General features: G+C 59.1%; 6 protein-coding genes. All 6 read left to right on the top strand.

Annotated elements, in window-relative coordinates; translation table 11 throughout:
- Nucleotides 1-1,024, top strand: a 1,024-nt coding sequence (locus AAC083_RS04430; RefSeq protein ID WP_258224596.1) for a GGDEF domain-containing protein, incomplete at its 5' end; no start/stop codon positions are given.
- A 56-nt stretch (nt 1,025-1,080) separates the two neighbouring features.
- Nucleotides 1,081-1,494 carry a VOC family protein gene (locus tag AAC083_RS04425; protein ID WP_108535931.1) on the top strand — a complete coding sequence of 138 codons (414 nt, stop codon included), beginning with the start codon at nt 1,081-1,083 and terminating at the stop codon, nt 1,492-1,494.
- Nucleotides 1,495-1,596: 102 nt separating this feature from the next.
- Complete coding sequence (gene phoB / locus AAC083_RS04420) at nt 1,597-2,286, top strand: phosphate regulon transcriptional regulator PhoB (protein ID WP_108535930.1); 690 nt, start codon at nt 1,597-1,599, stop codon at nt 2,284-2,286.
- Between the two features lie 8 nt (nt 2,287-2,294).
- On the top strand, nt 2,295-3,590 hold the full coding sequence (gene phoR, locus AAC083_RS04415; RefSeq protein WP_108535929.1) for a phosphate regulon sensor histidine kinase PhoR: 1,296 nt from the start codon (nt 2,295-2,297) through the stop codon (nt 3,588-3,590).
- 376 nt (nt 3,591-3,966) lie between these two features.
- Nucleotides 3,967-4,941, top strand: coding sequence for a PstS family phosphate ABC transporter substrate-binding protein (locus AAC083_RS04410; RefSeq protein WP_108535928.1), 975 nt, complete (start codon nt 3,967-3,969; stop codon nt 4,939-4,941).
- A gap of 163 nt (nt 4,942-5,104) precedes the next feature.
- The coding region (locus tag AAC083_RS04405; protein ID WP_108535927.1) for a M48 family metallopeptidase at nt 5,105-5,887 on the top strand (783 nt) is incomplete at its 3' end.

Raw genomic sequence — 5,887 nt, 5'->3', positions numbered from 1 at the left:
CCTCACCCTGACGTCGCGCCAGCAGGGGATTAATCTCGCCCGTTTCGACATGCTCCATATTCGTTTGAGCGTGACGGGGGAGGGGGAGCAGGATTGGCGCTTCTATCTACGCAACTACAATCCGGCTTACGACAAGGTGGACGACCCGTTGCAACCCAAGTTCAACGAAATCATCTTTCGTCCGGCCGATTACGGCAAATCCCACGAGGTGCCGCTGGATGTATTCACTCCGGCGACCTGGTGGATCAAGTATTTCAATGTGCCGCTGCAGCAGCAGGGGGCGAATCTGGATCGGGTCTATGCCATGGAGGTGGTAGCGGGTTCCGACATGCCACCCGGCAAGCATGGGGTAGTGATCGAGGAGCTGCAGTTTCACGGCCCCTGGCTCGATGCCACCCTCTTCTACCGGCTGATCCTGTTTGTCTGGTTTATCTATGGTTGCGCGTTTTTTCTGGTCAACCATATCTATATGAAACAACGCTTGCAGCATGCCCATCAGGCCAAGCTGGAGGTGGAGGCGCTCAATCGCACCCTGAGCGAAGAGAGCCGCCGCTCCCGCGAACTGGCCTGTTACGATCCGCTGACCGGCGCGCTCAACCGGTTGGGTGGTGAACGCTTGTTAGCCGAGATAGACGAGCTGGCTTGCTCCTTTATCTATCTCGATGTGGATCACTTCAAGCAGATCAACGACACCCATGGCCACCCGGTGGGGGATGAGGTGCTCAAGCATCTGGTGAGCGAGATCCTGCGCCACTGTGATGCACTCTGCCATCTGGTGCGCTGGGGTGGGGAGGAGTTCGTGCTGGTCTGCTTCCACTACGATAGGCTGCGAGCCGCCAGTTTGGCCGAGCGGCTACGGGTCATGCTGGCAGCCTATCCCCATTGGCCCTCAGCCCTGCGGGTCACCGTCTCGTTCGGGGTGGCCGAGCGTGAAGGGGATCCGCTGGAGCTGTTACTCAAGCGCGCCGACGAGGCGCTCTATCAGGCTAAAAAGCGGGGCCGAAACCGGGTGGAAGTGAACTGACCGCAGTGCTACCGTGCCGCCAACAGCCGAAAAATCAATGAATGCGAGAGAGCAAGATGACAACACAATCGATCGGGGCGCTGACCCTGCTGGTGGCCGATTACGATCAGGCCATTCGCTTTTTTACCGAGGGACTTGGCTTCGCGCTGCTGGAAGATACCCGGCTTGATGAACCGGGCAAACCGGGCAAGCGCTGGGTGCGAGTGGCGCCTGCCGGCGCGCCAGGATCTGCCTTGCTGCTGGCCCGTGCCGCCACGCCCGAGCAGCAGGCCGCCATCGGTCAGCAGGGGGGCGGCCGGGTATTTTTGTTCCTCGAAACCGACGACTTCTGGGGGGATTACCAGCGCATGCAGGCGTACGGTGTTCATTTTTGTGAACAGCCACGTAGTGAGCCATACGGCATGGTGGTGGTGTTCGAGGACATCAGTGGCAACCGTTGGGACTTGCTGCAACTCGCAGCTGCCAAATGAATCTTAAAACGTTTATCATCTCGCCTGTCATAAAGTCATAAAAGTGTCACAGAAAGTTCTAATAATTGGCGCACCCATCTTCACACAGGAGAGAGAAGGGATATGGCTAAGCGAATTCTGGTGGTCGAGGACGAAGCACCCATCCGCGAAATGCTCTGCTTCGTGCTTGAGCAAAAGGGATATGAGACGGTTGAAGCGGAAGATTACGCCGATGGACTGGCGAAGGTGCGCGAGCCTTACCCCGAACTCATCGTGCTGGACTGGATGATGCCGGGTGGCAGTGGCATCCAGTTCATCAAGCAACTCAAGCAGGATGAGGTGACACGCCAGATCCCGGTGGTGATGTTGACCGCCCGCGGTGAGGAGGAGGACAAGGTGCGTGGTCTGGAGGCCGGTGCCGACGACTACATCACCAAGCCTTTCTCTCCCAAGGAGCTGACCGCCCGCCTTCATGCTGTGATGCGTCGTGTTTCGCCCACGTCGGTGGACGAGGTGATCGAGGTGCAGGGACTTAAACTGGATCCGGTTTCCCACCGGGTCAGCGCCGAGGAGAAGGCATTGGACATGGGGCCGACCGAGTTCAGACTGCTGCACTTCTTCATGACCCATCCCGAGCGGGTCTATAGTCGCGAGCAGCTGCTCAACAATGTTTGGGGGACCAATGTGTACGTCGAGGACAGAACCGTGGATGTGCATATTCGTCGCTTGCGCAAGGCTATCGAAGAGACGGGTCACGATCGATTGATTCAGACGGTGCGCGGTGCGGGCTATCGCTTTTCCATCCGTCTCTAGAGGACGTTATGTTGCAACCTTACGCCTGGCGGCGACAGTTGTGGCGGATGGCGTTTTTTTATACGCCCTTCGTCTTGGTCGGCTGGTTGACGGATACCTTCACCCTTTGCCTGCTGGTGGCGACCGTGCTGCATCTGGGCTGGCACTATCGCTTTCAGAAGCGGCTGTCGGACTGGCTGTGGCACGATCGCAGCCTGGTGCCCCCCAACGGCAGTGGCAGCTGGGAGTATATCTTCAACGGCATCTACAAGTTGCAGCAACGCCACCGCGCCCGGCGCCGCGAGCTGGCGGGTCTCATCCGCCGTTTTCGGGAAGGGGCCGAAGCCCTGCCCGATGCCGCAGTGGTGTTTCGCACTGACGGCAGCATCCTTTGGTGCAACCGGCTGGCAGAGCAGTTGCTCGGTTTTCGCTGGCCGGAAGACGCCGGTCAGCACATAGGCAACCTCATTCGCAATCCCACCTTCGGTGCCTATCTGGGTGAGGGGCAGTATGACGAACCGTTCGAGATAGCCTCGCCTATCAACGAGGAGAAGAGTCTCGAGTTTCGCATCATGCCCTACGCCGAGGATCAGGCCATGTTGGTGGTGCGGGATGTCACCCGGCTGCGCAGCCTGGAGAAAACCCGCAAGCACTTTGTCTCCAACGTTTCCCACGAACTGCGTACACCGCTCACTGTACTCAAGGGCTATCTGGAGATGACCGAAGAACTGCCCCCCCCTGACCTGTGGGCCAAGGCACACAGGGTGATGATGGAGCAGACCATCCGCATGGATAACCTTGTCAACCAGCTGCTCACCCTGTCGCGCATCGAGGCGGCTCCCTCGGTGGATCTCTCCCACCTGGTGGACATGCCTGCCATGCTGGGGCTGCTGGAGCAGGAGGTACGGGTACTGTCGGGGGAGCGGGCACACCAGATCGAGTTCAGGGTGCAGTCCAATCTCTTCGTGCGCGGGGATCAGGATCAGCTGCGCAGCGCCATCTCCAACCTGGTCTACAACGCCATTCACTACACCCCGGCGGGGCGCAAGATCAGCGTGGAGTGGCGCAAGCAGGGGGCCATGGCGCTGTTTGTGGTGCAGGACGAGGGGGAAGGTATCCCGCCCGAACATCTGGCGCGGCTCACCGAGCGTTTCTATCGGGTCGACAAGGCACGCTCGCGCCACACGGGTGGCTCAGGGTTGGGGCTTGCCATCGTCAAGCATGCCTTGAGTCATCACGACGCCCAGCTCGATATCGAGAGCCGGGTTGGCCTCGGTAGCCGTTTCAGCTTCCTCATTCCGGCCAATATGGTGGTGCTGAAATAGTCTTTTTCAGCAAGGGGTTAGCAGTGCAGAGAGGGCGGCGACGGCGGCCCTCTTTTCATTTGACCAACAGCCTTGCCATGTCATTAAAGTGTCACATTAAATCCATAAATTTGTCACTGCCAGGTCAGATACTGGCGCCGTCTTGAGAACGGACCTTCTGTCACGTTGGCGGGGACGAAATGAAGCCCGACCAACAGTACGAGCGGGTTTTAACCAGGTTTGACATCAGATTGACGATTGCCTTTTGCAACCTCGGACTGGGTGGAGAGGGCATGGAATGAAACTCAACAAATCGGTCGTCGTGACCGGCGTTGAGTGAAGTTAACACCGTTTTTGAATGGACTGCGTTCTACAACCTTGAACTTGGAGAGATTGGATGAAACTCAACAAACTGGCTGGTGTAATCGGATTCACCGCAGCAACCCTGTTTTCCGTCAGCGCCCTGGCTGCCGGTGTGGATAAAAATCTGCCGGATTACACACCGACCAGCGGCATCTCGGGCAACCTGTCCTCTGTCGGTTCGGACACCTTGGCCAACATGATGACCCTGTGGGCCGAAGAATTTAAGCGCATGTACCCCAACGTCAACGTGCAGATCCAGGCCGCAGGTTCCTCTACCGCGCCAACTGCCCTGACAGAAGGTGTTGCCCAGTTTGGCCCCATGAGCCGCGCCATGAAGACAGGTGAAGAGGAAGCATTCGAGAAGCGCCATGGCTACAAGCCGACCGCCATCCGCGTTGCGGTCGATGCCCTGGCCGTGTTCGTCAACAAGGACAACCCCATCAAGGGGCTGACCATGCCGCAACTGGATGCCATCTTCTCCAGCACCCTCAAGTGTGGCGAAGACAAGGCGGCCACCAAGTGGTCTGATCTGGGTCTGGACGGCAACTGGTCCTCCAAGGATCTGCAGCTGTTCGGCCGCAACTCTGTCTCCGGTACCTACGGTTACTTCAAAGAGCACGCCCTGTGTAACGGCGACTTCAAGAGCGGCGTGAACGAACAACCGGGGTCTGCCTCCGTGGTGCAGTCAGTCTCTGCCTCCCTGAACGGTATTGGCTACTCGGGTATCGGTTATGTTACCTCCGGTGTGCGTGCCGTACCGCTCTCCAAGGATGGCAAGACCTTCATCGAAGCGACCGCTGACAACGCCATCACCGGTAAGTATCCGCTGTCGCGCTTCCTGTACGTTTACGTGAACAAGCATCCGAACAAGCCGCTCTCCCCGATGGAGCAAGAGTTCGTCAAGCTGATGCTCTCCAAAGCGGGTCAAAGCATCGTTGCCAAAGATGGCTACGTGCCGGTGCCGGCCAAGGTGGTCGAAGCCGACCTGAAGAAACTGGGCATCATGTAAGCCAGTTTCCTCTGCCACACGGGCCCCGCGGGGCCCGTTTTCTTTTTGAGTGGATCCACCATGGCGACCTGTGACCGCTTTCGCCGAACAGTATGATTTGGCGACTTGCGCCGGACGCCCGCATTTCCGAAAATAGGGCATCTTTATGGTGAAGGACACCTCCATGACATCCCCCCTGTTCAAGCTCGGCCTGGCGGCACTCTGTTCCACCCTGCTGGCCAGCTGTGCCCAGTCTCCTACCGGTCGTAGCCAGATGTTGCTGTTCTCGCCCCAGCAGATGAACCAGCTGGGCGCCGACTCCTTCGAGCAGATGAAGAAGCAGGAGAAGGTGAGCAAAGATGCCAAGATGAATGCCTATGTCTCCTGCGTCGCCAAGGCGGTGACCGCCCAGGTACCGGCCAGCTATGGCATCACCAGCTGGGAAGTGGTGGTGTTTGACTCCAAGCAGGTCAACGCCTTCGCCCTGCCCGGCGGCAAGATAGGGGTCTACAGCGGCCTGCTCAAGGTCGCCAAGAATCAGGATCAGCTCGCCACCGTCATCGGCCACGAGCTGACTCACGTGCTGGCCCAGCACTCCAACGAACGGCTCTCCCGCAGCCAGCTGACCGGTCTCGGTCTGGCGGCGGCCGACATCGCCATGGGCAGCAGCGAGTATCGCGGCGCCACCATGGCCGCCCTTGGCCTTGGGGTAGAGGTCGGTGTCATGCTCCCTTATGGGCGCACCCAGGAGAGTGAAGCGGATCGGTTGGGGCTGGAGTTGATGGCCCGCGCCGGTTTCAATCCGGCTGAGGCCATTCCCCTGTGGCAGAACATGAGTGCCGCCGCCGGTGGCAACACCCCGCCGAAGCTGCTCTCCACTCACCCCAGTAACGAGAACCGGATCGCCGAGTTGCAGGCGCAACAAGCGTACGTGCTGCCGCTCTTTAAGCAGGCTCGCGCCAACGGT

It is taken from the genome of Aeromonas sp. HMWF014 (assembly GCF_963878295.1).
GTDB lineage: Bacteria > Pseudomonadota > Gammaproteobacteria > Enterobacterales > Aeromonadaceae > Aeromonas > Aeromonas popoffii.
The sequence above is the reverse complement of the archived record's forward strand: the minus strand, read 5'-3'. Positions and strand labels throughout refer to the sequence as shown.

Coding starts and splice junctions, on each gene's coding strand:
- phoB (WP_108535930.1), top strand. CDS start 1,597: ATGGCTAAGCGAATTCTGGTGGTCGAGGACGAAGCACCCATCCGCGAA.
- AAC083_RS04410 (WP_108535928.1), top strand. CDS start 3,967: ATGAAACTCAACAAACTGGCTGGTGTAATCGGATTCACCGCAGCAACC.
- phoR (WP_108535929.1), top strand. CDS start 2,295: ATGTTGCAACCTTACGCCTGGCGGCGACAGTTGTGGCGGATGGCGTTT.
- AAC083_RS04425 (WP_108535931.1), top strand. CDS start 1,081: ATGACAACACAATCGATCGGGGCGCTGACCCTGCTGGTGGCCGATTAC.